At 60.2% G+C, this 20419-nt stretch carries 16 protein-coding genes; 8 read left to right on the plus strand and 8 right to left on the minus strand.

Annotation, left to right across the window (positions count from 1 at the left end):
* Window positions 1-2: 2 nt before the first annotated feature.
* A complete protein-coding gene (locus tag ABS758_RS03530; protein WP_350380306.1) occupies window positions 3-1172 on the plus strand; it encodes a vWA domain-containing protein in 1170 nt (389 codons plus the stop codon).
* Window positions 1173-1193: 21 nt separating this feature from the next.
* On the opposite strand, the gene aptA is transcribed toward ABS758_RS03530, so the two are convergent.
* Window positions 1194-2525: an omega-aminotransferase AptA gene (aptA, locus tag ABS758_RS03535; protein WP_350380305.1), complete on the minus strand. Its 1332-nt coding sequence runs from the start codon at window positions 2523-2525 to the stop codon at window positions 1194-1196.
* 212 nt (window positions 2526-2737) lie between these two features.
* Between aptA and ABS758_RS03540 the strand changes: the two genes are divergently transcribed.
* Entirely contained in the window at window positions 2738-4204 is a 1467-nt protein-coding gene (locus ABS758_RS03540; RefSeq protein WP_350380303.1) for an aminotransferase-like domain-containing protein, read from the plus strand.
* On the opposite strand, the gene ABS758_RS03545 is transcribed toward ABS758_RS03540, so the two are convergent.
* Window positions 4153-5118 (minus strand): LysR family transcriptional regulator, encoded by a 966-nt coding sequence (locus ABS758_RS03545; protein ID WP_350380301.1) that lies wholly within the window; start codon window positions 5116-5118, stop codon window positions 4153-4155. The two genes, ABS758_RS03540 and ABS758_RS03545, sit on opposite strands and share 52 nt — an antisense overlap.
* Before the next feature lie 104 nt (window positions 5119-5222).
* Here ABS758_RS03545 and ABS758_RS03550 point away from each other — a divergent pair, with 104 nt between their 5' ends.
* Together ABS758_RS03550 and ABS758_RS03555 are read left to right on the plus strand one after the other, a co-directional pair.
* Entirely contained in the window at window positions 5223-6734 is a 1512-nt protein-coding gene (locus ABS758_RS03550) for a CoA-acylating methylmalonate-semialdehyde dehydrogenase (protein WP_350380299.1), read from the plus strand.
* A gap of 140 nt (window positions 6735-6874) precedes the next feature.
* Window positions 6875-9634, plus strand: coding sequence for a M16 family metallopeptidase (locus ABS758_RS03555; protein WP_350380298.1), 2760 nt, complete (start codon window positions 6875-6877; stop codon window positions 9632-9634).
* Window positions 9635-9654: 20 nt separating this feature from the next.
* Here ABS758_RS03555 and dnaJ read toward each other — a convergent pair whose 3' ends face one another.
* From dnaJ to hrcA, 4 genes are all read right to left on the minus strand, one after another.
* Window positions 9655-10785 carry a molecular chaperone DnaJ gene (gene dnaJ, locus ABS758_RS03560; protein WP_350380296.1) on the minus strand — a complete coding sequence of 377 codons (1131 nt, stop codon included), beginning with the start codon at window positions 10783-10785 and terminating at the stop codon, window positions 9655-9657.
* A 148-nt stretch (window positions 10786-10933) separates the two neighbouring features.
* Window positions 10934-12856 carry a molecular chaperone DnaK gene (dnaK, locus tag ABS758_RS03565; RefSeq protein WP_350380294.1) on the minus strand — a complete coding sequence of 641 codons (1923 nt, stop codon included), beginning with the start codon at window positions 12854-12856 and terminating at the stop codon, window positions 10934-10936.
* Window positions 12857-12933: 77 nt separating this feature from the next.
* A complete protein-coding gene (grpE, locus tag ABS758_RS03570; RefSeq protein WP_350380292.1) occupies window positions 12934-13497 on the minus strand; it encodes a nucleotide exchange factor GrpE in 564 nt (187 codons plus the stop codon).
* A 160-nt stretch (window positions 13498-13657) separates the two neighbouring features.
* Window positions 13658-14671: a heat-inducible transcriptional repressor HrcA gene (gene hrcA / locus ABS758_RS03575; protein ID WP_350380290.1), complete on the minus strand. Its 1014-nt coding sequence runs from the start codon at window positions 14669-14671 to the stop codon at window positions 13658-13660.
* Window positions 14672-14789: 118 nt separating this feature from the next.
* On the opposite strand from hrcA, the gene ABS758_RS03580 reads away from it, so the two are divergent.
* Together ABS758_RS03580 and recN are read left to right on the plus strand one after the other, a co-directional pair.
* The gene (locus ABS758_RS03580) at window positions 14790-15701 is read left to right on the plus strand and encodes an NAD kinase (protein ID WP_350380288.1); all 912 of its coding nucleotides are present in this window, start codon (window positions 14790-14792) and stop codon (window positions 15699-15701) included.
* 5 nt (window positions 15702-15706) lie between these two features.
* Window positions 15707-17356, plus strand: a complete 1650-nt coding sequence (recN, locus tag ABS758_RS03585) for a DNA repair protein RecN (RefSeq protein ID WP_350380287.1) — start codon at window positions 15707-15709, stop codon at window positions 17354-17356.
* A 46-nt stretch (window positions 17357-17402) separates the two neighbouring features.
* On the opposite strand, the gene fur is transcribed toward recN, so the two are convergent.
* Window positions 17403-17828, minus strand: coding sequence for a ferric iron uptake transcriptional regulator (fur, locus tag ABS758_RS03590; RefSeq protein WP_350380285.1), 426 nt, complete (start codon window positions 17826-17828; stop codon window positions 17403-17405).
* 218 nt (window positions 17829-18046) lie between these two features.
* Between fur and ABS758_RS03595 the strand changes: the two genes are divergently transcribed.
* Window positions 18047-18565: an outer membrane protein assembly factor BamE gene (locus tag ABS758_RS03595; RefSeq protein ID WP_350380837.1), complete on the plus strand. Its 519-nt coding sequence runs from the start codon at window positions 18047-18049 to the stop codon at window positions 18563-18565.
* 2 nt (window positions 18566-18567) lie between these two features.
* Window positions 18568-19359, plus strand: a complete 792-nt coding sequence (dapB, locus tag ABS758_RS03600; protein WP_350380283.1) for a 4-hydroxy-tetrahydrodipicolinate reductase — start codon at window positions 18568-18570, stop codon at window positions 19357-19359.
* Here dapB and murB read toward each other — a convergent pair whose 3' ends face one another.
* Window positions 19360-20370, minus strand: a complete 1011-nt coding sequence (gene murB, locus ABS758_RS03605; RefSeq protein WP_350380280.1) for a UDP-N-acetylmuramate dehydrogenase — start codon at window positions 20368-20370, stop codon at window positions 19360-19362. It lies immediately after the preceding gene.
* Between the last annotated feature and the right edge of the window lie 49 nt (window positions 20371-20419).

The raw sequence follows: 20419 nt of genomic DNA on the forward strand, positions 1-20419 counted from the left end.
ACATGCTGACCGATTTCTTTACGCAGCTGCGGGCAGCCGGCATCCCGGTGTCCATCCAGGAATACTTGAGTTTGCTGGAGCTCCTGTGCAGCCCGGCCGCCCCCATCAGCACTGAAGAGTTTTATCACCTGGCGCGCATGGCGCTGGTAAAGGACGAGACCCGCTACGACCGATTCGACCAGGTGTTTGCCCAGTTTCTCGGGCAGTGGCAGCAACGGGCGGGCCAGCAGGCCATCCCCGAGGAATGGCTGGTCCAGACATTTCGCAAACACCTGACAGACGCCGAAAAAGCAGCCCTGCAAAAACACGGCTGGGATCGCCTGATGGAGATGCTGCGTGAGCGCCTGGCCGAGCAGAAAGAGCGGCATGCAGGTGGCAACAAATGGATCGGTACAGGGGGCTCATCACCCTTTGGACACGGTGGCTATCACCCCGAGGGCATCCGGATCGGCGGGCCTTCCGCCGGCAACCGCACTGCCGTCAAGGTGTGGGAGCAGCGCCATTACCGGGATTACGACGATCAGCAAGCCCTGGGCACCCGCAATTTCAAAATGGCCCTGCGGCGTCTGCGCCGCTTTGCCCGGCAAGGTGCACAGATGGAGCTGGACATGCCTGGCACCATCCGGGGGACGGCCGAGCAAGCGGGCCTGCTGGACCTGCACTGGATGCCGGAGCGCCACAATACGGTGAAAGTACTGATGCTGCTGGATGTGGGTGGCAGCATGGACGACCACATTGCCCGGATCGAGGCGCTGTTTTCTGCTGCCCGCAGCGAGTTCAAGCACCTGGAGGTGTTCTATTTTCACAACTGCGTGTATGAATCCGTGTGGCGGCACAATGGGCGCCAGCGCGATCAGCAGCTATCCACCTGGGATATGTTGCGCACCTATGGCGAAGACTGGCGTCTGATCCTGGTGGGTGATGCCTCGATGAGCCCCTATGAGCTCCTGTATCCAGGCGGATCGATCGAGCATGACAACGAAGAAACCGGCGCAACCTGGCTGCAGCGCCTGCTGGGCCGGTGGCCCCATGCGGTATGGCTGAACCCCGAACCGGCCGGCTCGTGGCCCTACCGGCAATCCATCGCCATCGTGCGCGAACTGATGCACGAACGCATGTTTGGCATGACGATGGACGGCCTGGAGCAGGCCATGCGCTTGCTATCAAAGTAGGCACATGGCTGGCTGCATGGATCAGGCCACCGTGGCCAGCACCTCGGACAAGGTCTGGAAGATCTGCGTGATCTGCTCTTCGGTGATGATCAGCGGAGGCGAAATGGCGATGATGTCGCCCGTATAACGCACCAGCACACCTTTTTCGAAGCATTTTGCGAAGACTTCAGCTGCCCGCGCGCCGGGGGCACCGTCTCTGGGAGCAAGCTCGATGCCGGCCACCAGACCCAGATTGCGCACATCAATGACATGCGGCTGGCCTTTGAGCGCATGGGCAGCAGTCTCGAAAGGCACCGACATTGTCTTGGCACGATCGAAGAGTTTTTCGTCGTGATAGATCTTGAGTGTGGCTCGAACAGCTGCGGTTGCCAGCGGGTGCGCCGAATACGTGTAGCCGTGGAAGAATTCAATCCCCGTGGCACTGGCTTCGATAATGGCGTCATGCACCGACCGGCGTACGGCCACCGCGCCAGCAGGTACTGCGGCATTGCTGATGCCTTTGGCCATGGTGATGAGATCAGGCGTGACCCGGAAGAATTCGCTGGCGGTGGCCGCACCCAGACGCCCAAAACCGGTGATGACTTCGTCAAAGATCAGCAGGATGCCGTGTTTTTCGGTGATTGCACGCAGGCGCTCGAGATAGCCTTTGGGCGGCAACAGCACACCGGTGGAACCCGCCAGAGGTTCGACAATCACGGCGGCAATGGTAGAAGCATCATGCAGGGCAATGATGCTTTCGAGGGCGTTGGCAAAATGCTCGCCACCCCAGGCCGGCTGGCCGTGCGACCAGGCGTTATGAGCCAGATCATGGGTGTGGGGCAGGTGATCCACGCCCGGCAGCAAGACACCCGAAAACGCCTTGCGATTAGGAGAGATACCCCCCACGGAGATACCACCAAAGCCCACACCATGGTAGCCACGTTCGCGGCCAATCAGGCGGGTACGCTGTCCTTCTCCGCGGGCACGGTGATAGGCAACAGCAATCTTGAGTGCGGTATCCACGGACTCGGAACCCGAGTTGGTGAAAAACACGCGATCCAGGCCCTTGGGCATCAGTGCAGCCACGTCTGACGCGGCTAAAAAGGAATCCTCGTGGCCGATCTGGAAACTGGGCGCGTAATCCAGATTGGCGGCCTGCCGGCTGATGGCATCCACAATGGGTTGGCGGCCGTGGCCCGCATTGACGCACCACAAGCCAGAGGTACCATCCAGAATGGTATGGCCATCGCCCGCGGTGTAATACATGCCCTTGGCAGACGTCAGCAACCGAGGGTGTGCCTTGAACTGGCGGTTGGCCGTAAACGGCATCCATAGGTTGGAAAGATCAGGAGCGTGTTTGGCTTCGGTATTCATGGCAGCCTCGTGAGACAGAAACTAGAAAGAAAAGAAACGTGAACGGAATGAACCCATTCTGGTCCGGGCATATACCGAAAGCCATAGACGGTGATACGATCACGAGATAACTGTATTGCTATACTGGCATGCACTGTATTGGCCAGGGCGCCTGTACCCCGCATCGGGGGGCCGGTGAAAGCAAACGCCACCCTTTCAGCCCCTTAAAAAAGATGATTCTGTTCACTCCGGATCGTCGGCGCAAAGATGCACCGACCTTGGTCGAGCAAACGGTCTCGGCAATCGAATCCTCGATCCGCGAAAAGACCCTGCGCCCCGGCATGATCTTGCCCTCGGTGCGGCAGTTTGCCCGCGATCACGGCCTGAGCACCTTTACGGTGATGACGGCTTACAACAGCCTGGTGGCTCGGGGCCTGCTGCAATCACGCCCAGGCGCCTGCTTTCGGGTAAGCCGGCAACGGCAAGTGGCTGCCACACCCGTACCCGATTGGGTCGTCCCCCGCATTGGGGCCTCCTGGTTGCTGGCCGATGTATTTGCCGATCACTCGATTTCAATCAAGGCAGGCTGCGGCTGGCTGCCGCCAGACTGGCACGACGAGTCCGGCCTGCCCCATGCCCTGCGCCAGCTCAGCCGGGTACCCGTGAGCCAGCTGTCTTCATACGGCCATCCGCAGGGCTACCACCCGCTGCGAGAGCACATTGCACACGGCCTGCTTGAGCACGGCCTGGATGTGGATGCCGCACAGATTTTGCTGACACACGGCGCCACGCAAGCACTGGATATCGTTGTGCGCACACTGCTGCGCCCGGGAGACCATGTCGCTGTCGAGTCTCCCTGCTATTCCAACCTGTTGCAGATCCTGGCCATCAATCACATCACTGTGCATGCGGTGCCACGCACCCACGATGGCATCGACGAAGCCGTATTGCACAACCTGGCCCAGCACCACCCGATACGGGCCATGTTTGTAACCACTGTGCTGCAAAACCCGACGGGAGCCAGTTTCTCCATGGCTGGTGCTTTCCGGCTGTTGCAACTGGCCGAGAAGCACTCGATTCTGGTGATCGAAGATGACGTGTCACGCGATCTTCTGCCTGAACCTGGCCCTCTGCTGGCCGCACTGGCAGGGCCTCATCGCGTCATTTATATCTCGGGCTACGCAAAAAGCGTGATGCCCTCCATGCGCGTCGGCTACCTCAGCTGCTCACGCGAACTGATCGAACAATTCACCCGCACCAAGATGTCACTGGGCCTCACCTCGGCTGAAATCATGGAGCGCGCGGTCTACCATGTGCTCAGGGATGGCCGGTATGGCACCTATTTACGCGGCATCCGTGAACGCCTGCACGACGCGCATGATGCAGTTGGCGCCACCCTGCTCAAGCAGGGATTCGAGATCCTTGAAGAACCGGGTGCAGGCCTGTTTCTGTGGGCACGCCCCAAAAACCGGCCTTGCACCAGCAGTGCCATGACAACCCGGGTGGCACGCGCACTCGAGGCAGGCATCTGGCTGGCACCCGGCCACTATTTCCATCCCGAAGGCCGTGAAGAAGGCTGGATGCGTTTCAATGTGGCCTACTCGGGCCACCCGCGTCTCTGGCAGTTTTTCGAGGACGAAGCCCTATATCAGGACGAGGCCCTGCCCTCAAAGCCGCCTGCAAACGCCTCCAGCAGGTAATCCAGCAAGACGCGGACATTGCGGGGAGTACGGGCGGCATACGGACGCAAGGCAAAAATATGATGCCCAAATACACTGACCGGCCGCCAGTCGGGCAGCAATTCAAGCAACTCTCCCGCCTGCACGGCATGTTGTGCGGAGAAATCCGGCAATAAGGCAATCCCCTGGCCCGCGCATGCCATGTCGCGCAGCACTTCACTGTTATTCACGATAAAGACCGGCCGCACCGGAATAGTCACGGCGCGATCCTCGGGCTGCCCATGCCGACGCTCGAAAATCCAGTGCGCAGCGCCCTGCTGGCGCGGATAGTGCAACTGCAGGTGCGTTTCCAGCTGCCAGGGATTCTCGGGTACACCGTACCGGGCCAGATAGCCTGGGCTGGCCACCAGCAGTGTGCGCGTGCGACATAGCTCGCGAGCCACGTAGGTATCCGGCGGTACCTCAATATGCCGCAAGGCCAGGTCAAAGCCCTCGGAGGTGAGGGACACCAGACTGTCGCGCATATCCAGCTCGAGGCGGATCTGCGGATAGCGCTGCATGAATCCCGGCAATCGCCGCACCAACTGCTGGCGGGCAAAGGCCACCGGCGCGGTGATGCGCAAAGTGCCTGCGGGAACAACCGACAGCGACTGCACATCTTCGAAACTACGGGCAATCTGTGCAAAGGGTTCGCGGGTATCTTCCACCAGCCGCCGGCCGGCGTCGGTGAGGCGCACCGATCGGGTGGTGCGAAGCACCAGCGGCACACCCGCGGCTTGTTCGAGCTCGCTGATTCGTTGGCTGATGGCTGACTTGCTGACTGCCAACCGGCGCGCAGCAGCCGTAAAGCTGCCCTGTTGTGCCAACACAATCAGGCAGTGGATGTGCGGCCAAAGCCTGTCAATATTCTTGTAATCCATCTGTCTATTGTTCATTAAATCAAACAATGATTCCAGCGTATCTGGCTATGCAGCGTGAAGACGCATTCCTACACTGGGTTCATACCCAGTTAAACAGCAAACCGAATGCGGAGATTTTCATGCAGGCATATACAGACACAGCCGACGTAGGCCATTACATCAACGGCCAACGTATGCCCGGCAAAGGCCAGCGGACCCAGGCCATCTACAACCCGGCCACCGGTGAAGTGGCCCGCACATTGAGGCTGGCCAATCCAGACGACGTGGAGCAGGCCGTCAGCACCGCGATAGCCGCGTTTCCGGCATGGGCCAATACACCGGCGCCACGCCGCGCCCGTGTGATGTTCAAGTTTCTGGAACTGATGAATGCGCACCGCGAAGAACTGGCGGCCATCATCACTGCCGAGCATGGCAAGGTGTTCAGCGACGCCATGGGCGAAGTGGCCCGCGGCATCGACATCATCGAATTTGCCTGCGGCATCCCTCAGTTGCTGAAGGGTGATTACACCGAGCAAGTGGCCACCGGGCTGGACAACTGGACCGTGCGCCAACCCCTGGGTGTGGTGGCGGGCATCACACCATTCAATTTCCCGGCCATGGTGCCCTGCTGGATGTTTCCGTTGGCGATCGCCTCTGGCAACTGCTTCATTCTCAAGCCCAGCGAGCGTGACCCGTCGGTGTCGCTGCGCGTGGCCGAGCTGCTCAGTGAAGCCGGCCTGCCGGCTGGTGTCTTTACCGTGCTGCAAGGCGACAAGGACACGGTTGACGCGCTCCTGAGCCACCCGGACGTCCAGGCCATCAGCTTTGTGGGCTCTACCCCCATTGCACGCTCCATCTATGAGCGCGGCGCCCACCACGGCAAGCGGGTGCAGGCATTGGGTGGGGCAAAGAACCACATGGTGGTGATGCCCGATGCCGATCTCGAGCAGGCAGTCAATGCCTTGATCGGATCAGCCTACGGCGCAGCAGGCGAACGCTGCATGGCGGTATCCGTGGCGGTACTGGTGGGCGATGCAGCAGATCGCATCGTGCCCATTCTGGCTGAACGCACGCGCAACCTGAAGATCTCGCACGGCATGGATCCCCAGGCCGAAATGGGGCCTGTGATTACTCAGGATGCCTTGCATCGCATCCGCAACTACCTGGACATCGGTGTCAGCGAAGGCGCCCAGCTGGTGCTGGACGGTCGGGATCTGTCCGTGGCGGGTCATGAAAACGGCTACTTCATCGGCGGCAGCCTGTTTGACCACGTTACGCCGGACATGCGTATTTACAAAGAAGAAATCTTCGGCCCAGTGCTGGCCTGCGTGCGTGCACCGGACATTGATGCCGCCATCCGGATCATCAACGAGCACAGCTTTGGCAACGGCGTGGCCTGCTTTACCCGGGACGGCCATGCCGCCCGCGAATTCTCGCGGCGCATTCAAGTAGGGATGGTTGGCATCAATGTACCCATCCCGGTACCCATGGCCTGGCATGGCTTTGGGGGCTGGAAAAACAGCCTGTTTGGCGACATGCACATCTACGGCGAAGAAGGGGTGCGCTTCTACACTCGACAAAAATCCGTGATGCAGCGCTGGCCGGAAAGTGAAACCAAGGGGCCCGAGTTTGCGTTTCCGACGCATAATTAAATAGGTCCATCCCTGGTCGCCCGCCTTCTGCGGCCAGGGGTTTTATTGATCGCTGCCCCCGGCAGCTTTTTTTTTGGCAATCCGCATGTCTGTCGGCCATGTTATGGTCAGAACACTTTGTTCAACGCTTCTGCGCCACCATGATTCGATCCAGCTTTTTGCGGTTTTTCCTGACGCTATCCGGCATTCTGGCCGGCATCGGCCTTGTTCCGGCGCATGCCGGCCAGGAGGCACCACAAACAACTGCAGCGGCGGCACAAGAAATCGTCATGATCGAGGGCGTGACAGAGTATCGGCTACACAATGGCCTGACGATCTTGCTGGCACCCGATGATTCTGCCGCGCAGACAACGGTCAACATGAGCTATCGGGTGGGTTCGCGCAATGAAGGGCCGGGAGAAACCGGCATGGCCCACTTGCTCGAGCATCTGATGTTTCGGGGTAGCCCCGCACATCCCGACGCACTTGCCGAGTTTGCGCGCCGGGGCCTGGCCGCCAATGGTTCAACCACGGTAGACCTGACCAACTACTACGCGACGTTTGCCAGCAACGAAGACACCTTGCGCTGGTATCTGGCCTGGCAGGCCGATGCCATGCTCAATGCACGAATCAGCCGCGCCGACCTGGATGCGGAGATGCCGGTCGTACGCAACGAGATGGAGCAAGGTGAAAACAGCCCCTTTGGCACCCTGCTACAGCAAACCGATGCCGCAGCCTATGTCTGGCATGCCTATGGTCGCAGCGTGATTGGCGCACGCTCCGATGTTGAACACGTGAATATCGACCAGTTGCGGCGCTTTTATCACCGCTACTACCAGCCTGACAACGCCGTGCTTATCGTGACGGGAAACTTCAAACCCGCCCAGGTCCTGTCATGGATCACAGAAGATTTTGGGACGATCCCCCGCCCCGAGCGGCAACTGCCGCCTGAGTACACCGTCGAGCCCGTGCAACAGGGCGCCCGCGCAGTCACCCTGCAACGCATTGGCGGCAGTCCGCTGGCGATTGTCCAGTACCATTTTCCTGCAGCCAACACAGAAACCTATACCGCCTTGTCCATGGGCGTGGATATGCTGTCCGACAGCCCGGCAGGCCCCCTGTATCAGGCGCTGGTTCAGCCAGGCACAGCCAGCGACGTCTTTGGTTTTGCACGGGCGCTGCGCTACCCCGGCTATGCTGTCTTCGGGGCGCAATTGCAGCCCGATACCGACCCTCGCGCAGCCTTGCAAACACTCGAGACCACGCTCGAAACCAGCGGTATCCAGCAACTGGATCAGGCTGCCCTCGATCGCAACCGCACCGCCTGGCTGAATCGCTGGGAGAAAATCTACAATCAGTCGGCGCTTCTGGCAGATGCACTATCCAATGCCGTATCAAGCGGCGACTGGCGGCTATTTTTTACCATGCCCCTGCAGGTCAAGGCGCTGACACTCGAAGACATCCAGAAGCGGCTGCATCAATGGCTGCTGCCCAGCAACCGCACCAGCGGCTTGTATCTGCCTACCGACAAGCCCCGTTATGCCCCCCAGGACACCGCAGATAGCCTGCAACACTGGGTCAGCCAGCTGAAAACCGGCACGCCCCGCCCGGATATCGCGGCCTTTGACACCCGCCCCGAAACGCTGGACTCAGCCACACAGCGCAGCACCCTGGATCTGCCCAACGGCACCGTAAAACTGGCGCTGCTGCCCAAGCCCACACCCGGCCAGCAAGTGCATGCCTATTTGCAGATGCGCTCGGGCACCGTGCAGGAAATGCAGGGATTGGGCCTGGTTCCCGAGGTCACCGCAGCGATGTTGCGCCGAGGAGCCAAGAATCTTACCCGCCAGCAAATCGATGATCGCCTGACGGCGCTGGACACCAATCTGCAGTTCAGCCAATCGGGCAACACGCTTACCATTTCCCTGCGCAGCTCAAAAGCCCATTTGTCCGATGCCTTGGCGCTTACTTTCGAACTGCTGCGCACGGCCAGCTTTCCCGCTGCCGAACTGCAGGAAATCAAAAACAGCGTACTGGGCAACCTGACAGACCAGGCCGCCAGCCCGGCCTGGCTGGTGCGCAATGCCTTGCAGCGCCACGACCAGCCCTGGTCGCCCGAGGATATCCGCTATACCCCCACCAGCGAAGAGCTGCGCAGCGACGCCCAGGCGCTCACCCGCCAGCGGCTTGAAGATTTCTATCAGCGGTTTTACGGCGCCGGCAATATGCTGGCCTCGTTTGTGGGCGACTTCGACCCGGCAGAAGTGAAGCAATCCCTCCAAGCCGGGCTTGCGGGATGGCAGCAAGCACCTGCTTATCAGCGGATTCCCGACCCCTGGTACGCTGTTACCCCAAAGACATATCTGATCCCCGCACCAGGGAAAGCCAATGCCAACTACCTGGCCAGTGTGCCCCTGAAAATCCAGGATGATGACGCACAATGGCCAGCGCTCTGGCTGGCCAATTATCTATTGGGGGGATCTGAGGACTCCCGGCTATGGCAGGCAATCCGGGTGAAAGGCAGCCTGTCGTACACCGTGGGCAGCAGCCTGCAGGTATCGGCCTGGGAGCCATCCGGGTCTTGGACTTTCTTTGCCACCATGGCCGCACAGAACAGCCAGACCCTGCAGAAACAGATGCGTCAGACCCTGAATGACACGCTGCAATCCGGCTTTACCCAGAAAGAGGTTGACCAGGGGGTCAAATCTCTACTGAACTACCTGAAGCTGGGCCGGGCCAGCGACCGCTGGCTGGCTGACCACTGGCTTGAATATCTGGACACGGGCCGCAGTTTTGCGCATCAGCAAAAAGTCATCCAGCAACTGCAGGCGCTGACCGCCGATGAAGTTAATGCGGCCCTGCGATCCTGGCTCAAACCCGATGAACTCAGCATCGCCGTGGCCACTGACGCGCCCGGTTAAGGGCGCGCATTCAGGCCTGATCAGGAGAAGAAATTCTTTACCTTGTCAGTCCAGGATTCGCTTTTGGGCGAGTGACGATCCCCCCCGGTGCTGAGCGAGGCTTCAAACTGGCGCAACAGAGTTTTTTGCTCGTCATTCAGGCGCACAGGGGTCTCGACAGCCACATGGCAATAAAGATCACCGGGATAGCTGGAGCGAATCCCCTTGATCCCCTTGCCACGCAAACGGAAGGTCTTGCCCGTTTGAGTACCCTCGGGGATTGTGATCTCGCCACGGCCGGCCAATGTGGGCACTTCCAGGGTCCCGCCCAGGGCTGCCTTGGTAAACGGGATCGTCAGTTCACAGTGCAGGTCTTCGCCGTCACGCTCAAAAATGCCGTGTGGCTTGATGCGGATTTCTACGTAGAGATCGCCCGACGGGCCTCCGTTGACACCAGGCTCGCCATTGCCTGACGAGCGGATGCGCATGCCATCATCGATGCCCGCAGGGATTTTGACCTGCAGCGTCTTGTTTTTACGGATGCGGCCCACACCATCACACTCTGCGCAGGGATCCGTGATTTCCTTGCCGGTGCCATGGCAGGTGGGGCAGGTTTGCTGCACACTGAAAAAGCCCTGCTGCATGCGCACGGCGCCGTTGCCGCCGCAAGTATGGCAGGTTTGTGGCGCGGTGCCCGGTTTGGCACCAGAGCCATGACAGGTGTCGCAGGTTTCCCAGCTGGGGATACGGATCTCGGTATCGAAGCCGTTGGCGGCTTGCTCGAGACTGATCTCGAGGTTGTATTTGAGGTCGGCTCCGCGGTACACCTGAGGCCCACCCCCTGCCCGGCGCCCGCCCGCGCCACCAAAGATCTCGCCAAAGATGTCGCCAAAGGCGTCGGCAAAGCCACCAGCGCCCCCCATGCCGGCACCACCCGCCGCGTTGGGGTCTACCCCCGCATGACCAAAGCGGTCGTAGGCAGCCCGTTTTTCCGGATCAGACAGCATCTCGTAGGCCTCTTTGGCCTCTTTGAACTTGTCTTCCGCCTCTTTGCTGTCCGGGTTGCGGTCGGGGTGATATTTCATCGCCAGCTTGCGATAAGCCTTGCGGATATCATCGTCCGACGCGTTCTTGGCGACCCCCAGGACTTCGTAGAAATCTCGTTTTGCCATTGGTTTTAATCGTTATCCGTGTGCACTGCTGATAAAAGGCCGCATGCCCGGGCCAGCAACAGGGCCGGAACCGGGCAGGCAGCAGACGGATCTCCCCGGCACACAGGCTGTCTGTTGCCAGGCAGCCGCGCGTACTGGATCAGAGAGATCAGTCGGGTTTCACTTCTTTGAAGTCGGCATCCACGACATTGTCGTCTGCCGGCTTGGCTCCGTCGGCCGCAGTGGCGCCTTCTGCAGCTGCCTTGGCCTGCATGTCGGCGTACATTTTCTCGCCCAGCTTCTGCGAGGCCGTGGCCAGCGCTTCAGATTTGGCATCAATGGCCGATTTGTCATCGCCCTTGGCCGCTTCTTCAAGATCCTTGATCGCCGCTTCGATGGCTTCTTTCTCGGAGGCCTCGAGCTTGTCGCCGTACTCGGTCAGCGACTTGCGTGTGGCGTGCACCAGGCCATCGGCCTGATTGCGTGCCTGGGCAAGCTCGGCGACGCGGTGATCTTCCTCGGCGTTGGCCTCGGCGTCCTTGACCATACGCTCGATTTCGTCTTCGGTAAGACCTGAGCTGGCCTTGATCGTGATCTTGTTTTCTTTGCCTGTGCCCTTGTCTTTGGCAGACACATGCAAGATACCGTTGGCATCGATATCAAACGTGACCTCGATCTGTGGCAGGCCGCGCTGCGCAGGCGGGATACCCTCGAGATTGAACTCGCCCAGCGCCTTGTTGCCGGCAGCGACTTCGCGCTCGCCCTGGAACACCTTGATGGTGACGGCAGGCTGGTTATCATCCGCCGTGGAGAACACCTGCGAGAACCGCGTGGGAATCGTGGTGTTTTTCTTGATCATCTTGGTCATGACACCACCCAGCGTCTCGATACCCAGAGACAGCGGAGTGACATCAAGCAGCAGCACATCCTTGCGATCGCCCGAGAGCACGGAGCCCTGAATAGCGGCACCCGCAGCCACGGCCTCGTCGGGGTTGACGTCCTTGCGAGGATCACGGCCGAAGAACTCTTTGACCTTTTCTTGCACCTTGGGCATGCGGGTCATGCCGCCTACCAGGATGACGTCATCGATCTCCGACACTTTGACGCCGGCATCCTTGATGGCGATACGGCAGGGCTCGATGGTGCGCTCGATCAGATCCTCGACCAGGGCTTCCAGCTTGGAGCGCGTGACCTTCAGGCTCAGGTGCTTGGGGCCCGAGGCGTCGGCCGTGATGTAGGGCAAGTTGATTTCGGTTTGCTGCGTGGAAGAGAGCTCGATCTTGGCTTTCTCGGCGGCTTCTTTCAGACGCTGCATCGCCAGCACGTCCTTGGACAGGTCGGTGCCGGATTCTTTCTTGAACTCGCCGATGATGTAGTTGATGATGCGCATGTCGAAGTCTTCACCACCCAGGAACGTATCCCCGTTGGTAGACAGGACCTCGAATTGCTTCTCACCGTCCACATCGGCAATCTCGATGATGGAGACGTCGAACGTGCCGCCGCCCAAGTCGTAGACCACAATCTTGCGGTCGCCGCGCTCGGCTTTGTCCAGGCCAAAAGCCAGTGCAGCTGCGGTGGGTTCGTTGATGATGCGCTTGACCTCCAGCCCGGCAATCTTGCCCGCGTCCTTGGTGGCCTGCCGCTGGCTGTCATTGAAGTATGCCGGTACCGTGATCACGGCTTCGGTGACTTCCTCACCGAGATAGTCTTCGGCCGTCTTCTTCATTTTGCGCAGGATGTCGGCAGACACCTGCTGGGGGGCCAGCTTTTTGTCCTGGGCTTCTACCCATGCGTCGCCGTTGTCGGCCTTCATGATTTTGTACGGCATCAGGTCGATGTCTTTTTGCACCGCCTTTTCGTCAAACTTGCGCCCGATCAGGCGTTTGACGGCAAACACCGTATTTTTTGGATTGGTCACCGCCTGGCGCTTGGCCGGTGCACCCACCAACACTTCACCATCCTGCATGTAAGCAACAATAGATGGCGTGGTGCGGGTGCCTTCGGAGTTTTCAATGATCTGAACCTTGGAGCCTTCCAGCACAGCCACACAGCTGTTGGTCGTACCCAGGTCGATCCCGATGATCTTGCTCATGTTTGATCCTGTCAATAGTTAGATAAGTGGGCGGCTTGGCCGCCGATGCTTTTAATGTGAGGCCGCTTGGCCGGAATTCAAGACTGCCCTGCAGAGACCATGACCAGCGCGGGACGCAGCACCCGGTCGGCAATCAGATAGCCCTTTTGCAGGCATTGCGCCACAGTACCTTGCGGCTGATCGGAGGGAACGGTGGAGATGGCCTGATGGCGATGAGGATCAAAGGCTTCGCCCGGCTGCGGAGCAACCTCGTGCATCTGATTGCGCTCGAAGGCAGTGTTGAGCTGCCGCAAAGTGGCCTCTACACCCTGTTGCCAGTCGGTTGCCGTTTGATCCGGTTGCGCCAGTGCTGCTTCGAGGCTGTCACGGACAGGAATCAGGCTTTCGGCAAAGGATTCAGTACCAAACTTGCGCGCCTTGGCCACATCGTCCTGGGACCGGCGACGCACGTTCTCGACTTCGGCATGCGCACGCAGCAGCTGATCGTGATATTCGGCCAGCTTGGCCTGAGCTTCCGCCAGAAGTGTGGGAAGGTCTTCTTCGGGCTGCTCGGCAGGCGCCGACGCGGGGGTCTCAGGGGTTTCAGCCGAACCCTGGGCTTCTGCAGCCTGAGGATCCAGGTCTTCCTGGGGTGCCGACATGGTGTGTTCTCCAACAGAAAAATACAGATGGGGATGTATATGAGGGGTAAAGACAGAATTTCAAGAGCACAGATGAGCCTGGCCGGAGATGTGCGACATGCAGCCCCCTGCCCTGCGTGCGTAAGCTTGTGGCAAGCGCTGCGGCCCGCCATGCCGGGGATCAGGACGAGGCCTGGCCTAGCGCGCTGGAGAGCATGCGGGCCGTAATATCGACGATCGGGATGACTCTTTCGTAGGCCATGCGGGTAGGCCCGATGACGCCCAATGTGCCGATCACCTGGCCATCCACGCCGTAGGGCGCGGTAATCACTGAAACGTCTTCAAGGGGCATCAGGCGGGAATCTCCACCTATGTAGATTTGCACCCCTTGCGCCTGGCTGGAGACATCCAGCAAATGCAGGAGATCAGTTTTTTGTTCGAACAAGGCAAACAGGCGCCGCAAGCGATCCATGTCGGCGGTCATCTCGGAGATTTCGAGCAGTTTGCCCTCGCCGGAGATGACCACGGATTCGTCCGCTGTATCGGTGGTGCTGATGCCGGCATCCACGGCCTGCTGCATCAGGCGCGAGATATCCGTGCGCAGCGAGGCGAGCTCGGCCGCCAGCGCAATGCGTACCTCGTGGAAGGATCGGCCTGAGAAATGATGATTAAAAAAATTGGACGCTTCGAGAAGTTCGATCTCGGTGTATTCGCGCGGCACAAACAAAATGCGATTTTGTACATCGCCGTCTGGTGTGACGATGATGAGCAAGACGCGCTTATCGGAGAGCCGGATGAACTCGATGTGGCGAAACACCTGGGTGCGTTTAGGGGTCAGCACGACGCCCGCGAACTGCGACAAATTGGATAGCAGCGTAGCAGCCGCCGTGACCGCCCGGCCGGGTTGTGCCGCCGGCAGGTATTCGGCGATGGGCAGATCGGGCGAGAACTCGTAGGGCCGTACCGTGAGCAGAGAATCCACAAACATCCGGTAGCCGCGGGGGGTAGGCACCCGGCCGGCTGAGGTATGCGGGCTGTGGATCAGGCCCAGGTCTTCGAGGTCGGACATCACATTGCGGATGGTTGCCGGGGAAAGATCAAACACTTTCGACAAGGTACGGGAACCCACAGGCTGGCCGTCCGCTATGTAGCGTTCTACCAGAGCCTTAAGCAATGATTTGGCTCGATCATCCATATTGTGTTTCTCGGTGTCCGGGACATGCCTGACACATCGCCTTGCGGCGCATGCGCCTGCATCCCCCTATAATCGGATACCGACTATTATCCCTTAAACGCACGAGGTACCGGGTTTCATGCACTTTAATACCGTGGCCCTGATCGGCCGCTATCAAGATAGCGGCCTGGACACCCCCCTGAGACGGCTGGGTGCCGTGCTGCAGGCACTGGGCTGCAAGGTGCTCATCGAAGCCGAAACCGGCCGCAATACCGGCGTTACTGATTTCCCGCTGGCCGACTACACAGCCATAGGCCAGCAGGCTGATCTGGCCATCATCATGGGCGGCGATGGCACCATGCTGGCGGCCGCCCGCCGCCTGGCCACCACAAACGTCGCCATGATCGGTGTCAACCACGGACGCCTGGGGTTCATCACCGATATCCCTCTGGACAGCGCCGATCAAGCCATCACCGGCATCCTCAACGGCGCCTACGTCGAAGACGAACGCGTGCTCCTCGAAGGCCGTGTGCTGCGTGGCAACCAGGAAATGGCCTCGGGGCTTGCGCTCAACGACGTCATCATCAACCGCGCAGGCCGCGGTGGCATGATCGAGCTCAAGGTAGAGTGCAATGGAGTGTTCATGCATAGCCAGCGCGCCGACGGCCTGATCATCGCCACGCCAACCGGCTCCACGGCATACGCCCTGTCTGCCGGCGGGCCGATTCTGCACCCTCAGGTCAATGCCCTGGTACTGGTGCCGGTGGCACCGCAAACCTTGTCCAACCGCCCGATCACCCTGCCCGAAGATTCCCACCTCAATATCACCATCCGGGCCCTGGGCCGGGTAGAGTCCGGTGCCAGCGTGCACTTCGACATGCAGGCATTGTCCAACTGCCAGGAAGGCGATCAGATTGTTGTCCGGCGCAGCCCACACCGGGTACGGTTTCTGCATCCGCAGGGCTATAGCTATTTTTCGACACTGCGCAGCAAGCTGAACTGGAACCGCATGCTGCACCCCTGGGACGACCCGGACGAAACCAGCCGCTAACCACCATGCTGCGCACCCTGCACATTCTCGACTTCGTCATCGTCGACCATGCCGAAATCAGCTTCGAGCCTGGGTTTACCGTGTTTTCGGGCGAAACAGGGGCCGGCAAGTCCATTCTTATCGATGCCTTATCGCTGGCCCTGGGGGGCCGCGGAGACGCCAGCCTGATCCGCACAGGCGCCACCCGCACCGAGATCAGTGCCATCTTCGATGCACCGCCCAGCGCCAGCCACTGGCTGGCCGAGCAAGCCATCGAAGGCCCCGAGATCATCCTGCGCCGCATTATCGACACGCAGGGTCGCAGCCGGGCCTATATCAATGGCTCGCCCACCACACTGGGGCAATTGCGCGACCTTGGCGCACTACTGGTGGATATCCATGGGCAGCATGCCCACCAAAGCCTGCTGCACGCAGCCAGCCAGCGCAGCATCCTCGACGATCAAGGCGGCCTGCAGGCGCAGGTGGCGGCTGTCACCGACGCATGGACTGTCTGGCGTGAGGCTCAAGCTGCCCTGCTGGCAGCCCAGGATAACGCCGCCGGGCAAGCGCAGGTTCTGCAGCATCTGCAACAGGACGTCGAGTTTCTCGATGAGCTCTCTCCCGAGGAAGGCGAATGGGACGAGCTATGCAGCCGCCAGACCCGCCTTGCCCACGCGCAGGCACTGCTGGCCGGGGCAGGCCAGGCAATCGAGGCGCTGGAGGGTGAATCCGCCTCGGCAGCCCAGGCCATTCAGGCTGCCATCCAGACCCTGCAATCACTCACGCGACACGACCCGCGTCTCGCAGAACATTGCCAGACGCTCGAATCTGCTCGCATCCTTTGCGCAGAAACCGTCTCTGGCCTGGAGGCCTACGCCAGCCGGCTTGAACTGGATCCCGATGCCCTGGCCCAGGCAGATGCCCGCATGAGCCAAATGTTTGCCGCCGCCCGCCGGTTTCATGTCGAGCCCGAAGAACTCACCGCCCTGCATGCGTCGCTACAAACCAAGCTGCAGGACGCCGCAGCCGGCCAGGATATCCAGGCACTGGAAAACACATGCCAGGCGGCACAAATCCGCTATCACACACACGCACAAGCCCTTGGCGTGGCGCGTCAGGCCATCGCCGAGAAACTCTCGGCCGAGGTAACCGCCGCCATGCAAACCCTGTCTCTGGAAGGGGGACGTTTCGAAGTGGCCCTGCAGGCATGCAAGCCCTCGGCACATGGCCTGGAAACCACCGAATTCCTGGTTGCCGGCCACGCAGGCGTGCCCACGCGCCCATTGGCCCGGGTAGCCTCAGGCGGCGAGCTTGCCCGGATCTCGCTAGCTCTATCTGTGATTGCCAGCCAGGCTGCACGAGTGCCTACCCTGATTTTCGATGAAGTGGATACCGGTATCGGGGGTGCGGTTGCTGAGGTTGTCGGCCGTCTGTTGCGCCAACTGGGGCATCGCCATCAGGTGCTGTGCGTTACCCACCTGGCCCAGGTGGCGGCATGCGCATCGCATCACTATCAGGTCAGCAAGGCCACCCGCCAGAAACAGGTGCGATCCAGCATCCAGACCCTGGACGAATCCGCCCGCGTCGAAGAAATCGCCCGTATGTTGGGCGGCCTGACACTTACCGCAGCCACACGGGATCACGCCCGAGAAATGCTGCGCTTGTCGGCGCAATAAGGATCGTCAGGAAAATTGCCTGGTGGCCGGCACCAGGCAAGCGGCATCAGGCCTTTTTCTGCTTGGCGCATTGAGGGCACATGCCATAGAGCATCATATGGTGGCTCTCGAGAATAAAGCCGTTATCCTTGGCCACCCGCACCTGGCGTTTTTCGATTTCCTCATCCGAGAACTCGACCACGCGCCCGCAATTGGTGCAGATCAGGTGATCGTGGTGATCTCCGTCGTTGAGTTCGAAGACCGCCTTGCCGCCATCAAACTGACTGCGCAGCAGGATGCCGGCTTGCTCGAACTGCGTCAGCACACGATACACCGTGGCCAGCCCGATATCGACGTCTTCGGCGATCAATGCGCGATAGACATCCTCGGCGCTGTGGTGGCGCGTTTCAGCCTTGCGGAAAATATCCAGGATCTTCAGGCGCGGAAATGTCGCCTTCAGACCCATGTTTTTGAGCTCAATCTGATCGTTCATGGTTGAAGTATCCTGGGTACTGCCGCAGAAAGCAAGCGCACTGGTAACGCTAAAACAGGAGCCGGCACAATGACGAATTAAGCGCCACGTGCATGCGTCCATTCGAATTCCCTTTATGATAGCGGTTTTGGTGGCCGCAATCTGCGTGCCGATGATCCACTATGGGGGCTTTTGTGCGTATCCGAGCAAGTCACTTTTCCCGCCAGGCGGGTATCTGCCTGACAGCCAGCCTGCTAACCATTGTTCTGGCCGGCTGCGGCACCACCAACTGGGGATTTCCCTATCGGGCTGCAGTACAGCAAGGCAACTGGATAACCTCCGAGCAAGTATCCCAGCTCGAAGTCGGCATGACACGCGATCAGGTCAGGTTCATCCTGGGTACGCCCACGTTGCAAGACGCCTTCCATGCCCAGCGCTGGGACTACCCGTACTACAACCAGCCCGGATATGGCTCCCAAGAGCTGCGCAATTTCACCGTCTGGTTTGAGAACGACCTGCTGGTGCGCTGGTCGGGCGATGAACAACCCAACCGCCAGCCTTTCCAAAAAGCCGATACAGGTAAAACCGCCATATCATCCGACGACACCAGCCGCGCAGATGACGCGGCCCGTGAAGCCGCCTCTCCTGGCATCAGCCCCGACACTGCCCCCAATACGGGGTTATCAAACACCGGTAGCCAAACCTCCGGCGGCACTGTGCTGCCTCTAGCCACTCCCGACTCCACCAAGGCTCAATAACCATGCGGATTGCAATTGCTGGCGCCTCTGGCCGTATGGGCCGCATGCTGATCGAGGCCGTACTGAACTCCACCGACCTCACTCTTGCTACGGCCCTCGACCGCCCAGGGAGTGAATCCCTGGGGCAAGATGCCGGCCAGTCGGCCGGGGTACGTACCGGGGTAGTCATTACCGATGACGTAAACGCGCTGTCACAGGCCGATTGCCTGATCGACTTCACACGCCCGGAGGGCACACTGGCACACCTTGAAATCTGTGCCGCCCACGGCGTGAAATGCGTCATCGGCACCACGGGCTTTGACACCGAGGGCAAGCAGGCCATCCGGGTTGCCGCACAAAAAACCGCCATTGTCTTTGCGCCCAACATGAGCGTGGGGGTCAATGCCACCATCAAGCTGCTGGATATGGCTGCACGGCTACTTAATAACGGCTACGACGTCGAAGTTTTCGAAGCGCATCATCGCAATAAAGTAGATGCGCCTTCGGGCACTGCACTGGCCATGGGTGAGGCCGTCGCCAACGCCTGGGGCGTCCCGCTGGACGACGTTGCCGACTGGGCCCGCCACGGCCACACCGGCCCGCGCGAAACCGGCCATATCGGCTTCTCGGTGGTACGCGGCGGCGATATTGTGGGCGACCACACGGTTTACTTTTGCGGCACCGGCGAGCGCATCGAAATCACTCACCGATCCAGCAGCCGTGCCACTTATGCCCAGGGCAGCCTGCGCGCAGCACGCTATCTGGCCCGCAAAGAGTTCGGCCTGTTTGACATGCAGGATGTGCTGGCCAGCTGATTAATCCAGCATTACCGGCTCTTGTTCAAGCGCCACCCCAAACTGATCTGCCACAGCCTGTTGCACCGTCTGCGCCAACGCCATGACATCGGCTGCGCAGGCACCTCCATGGTTTACCAATACCAACGCCTGGCGTGGATGCATCCCCACCGGGCCCAACTGGCGCCCTTTCCAGCCTGCCTGCTCAATCAGCCAACCAGCAGCCAGCTTCACGCGGCCATCGGCCTGTGGGTAGGCACGCAAGTCTGTAAACTGCCGGCGTAGCGCCTGCGCCTGCTCGGCGTCCACCACCGGATTCTTGAAAAAACTGCCTGCATTGCCCTGCATTGCCGGATCGGGCAATTTATGCCGCCGGATCTCACAGACGGCATCAAAGACCTGCAAGGCTGTGGGTGTTGCCTTGCCCCAATCAACCACATAGCGCTGCAAATCGGGATATGCCAGCCGTGGTACCCATTGCTTGGGCAGGGCAAAGCGCACCCGTGTGATCAGCCAACGGCCGGCGCCATCACGCTTAAAGCGGCTGTCACGGTAACCAAACCCACACTCGGCGGCCGGCAAGATAGTTTCAAGCCCTGTATAAAGATCCCAGGCCACCACAGAGTGCAGACACTCGCTAAGCTCCAGGCCATATGCCCCGATATTTTGCACCGGTGCCGCACCGACAGTACCAGGGATGAGCGCGAGGTTTTCCAGCCCTGGCCACCCCCGCTGCAAGCAATACGCCACAAACGCGTGCCAAGGCTCACCCGCCGCGGCTTCTATAAGCCAGTAGTCTGCTGTCTCCTGCCACAGCCGTATCCCCTTCAGGGCCACCTGCACTACCCGATGGCCAGGCTGCGGCAACATCACGACATTGCTGCCGCCACCCAGTACAAATAAAGGCGCGCCAGGCAGGCCACAGAGTGAAGGAAGATCAGCTTCATCTTCCAGCCGCGCAACCTGGGCGCGGGCAGGCAAGCCCAGCGTATTGCACGGCTGTAGAGACTGTTCCGTAAAGGCAAGCGACATATTTGGCAGCAGGCTGCCAGGCAGCCCGAGAAGTCAGCAAAAGCGTAAG

The sequence above is a fragment of the Castellaniella sp. FW104-7C03 genome, assembly GCF_040276085.1.
GTDB lineage: Bacteria > Pseudomonadota > Gammaproteobacteria > Burkholderiales > Burkholderiaceae_B > Castellaniella.